General features: G+C 74.0%; 1 protein-coding gene. It reads right to left on the reverse strand.

What is annotated here, in order from left to right; genetic code table 11:
* Window positions 1–164: 164 nt before the first annotated feature.
* Window positions 165–835, reverse strand: a 671-nt coding sequence (locus D476_RS0131595) for a PASTA domain-containing protein (RefSeq protein ID WP_017627856.1), incomplete at its 5' end; no start/stop codon positions are given.

Here is an 835-nt window from a genome sequence, read left to right on the forward strand (position 1 = left end):
CCAGCCAGCGCGGGCTGATCTTGGGCTTGACCGCCTCCGCCGGAGGCGTGTAGACGGCCTTCTTGGCCTTATTCTTGCGATCGTTGCGGGACTTGGGCACGGTCGCTGCTCCAATTACCAATCGGCCGGAACGGGCGCGTTGCGGGGTCCAGTGTACGCCCGGGTCACTCCCGGCGGCCCCACGGCGGAACGTCCCAGCCGGTCTCGTCCCCCTGGCCGCCGTCGCCGCCCTGGCCGCCGTCTCCCTCTCCGTCGCCGCCGTCCTGGCCGTCGTCACCGCCCGGGGGCGGGCTCTGCGGCTCCCGGGCGATCGTGACGGTCACCAGGGTCCCCGGGTCGACCTCGTCGCCGGCCGCCGGGTCCTGGGCGATGACCGTCCCGGGGTCGGCCTCGTCGCTGTCGGCCTGCTGGAACGAGCTGTTCAGACCGGCGTCGGAGAGCAGCTGCGCCGCCTCCTGCTGGGTGCGGCCGTCCAGGTCGGGCACCTCGACCTGGCCGGCGCCCTCGGACACCACCAGGTCGACCGCGCTCCCCGGCGCGGCGGACTCGCCCGACCCCGGCGAGGAGCGGACGACCAGCCCCTCGTCGTACCGGTCGGACTCCTCCCGGGTGACCTGGCCGACCGTGAACCCGTTGTCCTGGAGGGTCTGGCGCGCGTCGTCCTCGCTCATCCCGGCCAGCGACGGCACCTGCACCGCCTCGGGCCCCGACGAGACGTACACCGTGATGTCGGCGTCCGCCTCGGCCTCCTCGCCCGCCTCCGGGTCGGTCCGGGTGACCTGGTCCTCGTCGTAGTCCTCGCTGGGCTCGGCCTCCTGCGCGATGTCGCCGGTGA

This window comes from Nocardiopsis chromatogenes YIM 90109 (assembly GCF_000341185.1).
Classification (GTDB): Bacteria; Actinomycetota; Actinomycetes; order Streptosporangiales; family Streptosporangiaceae; genus Nocardiopsis_A; species Nocardiopsis_A chromatogenes.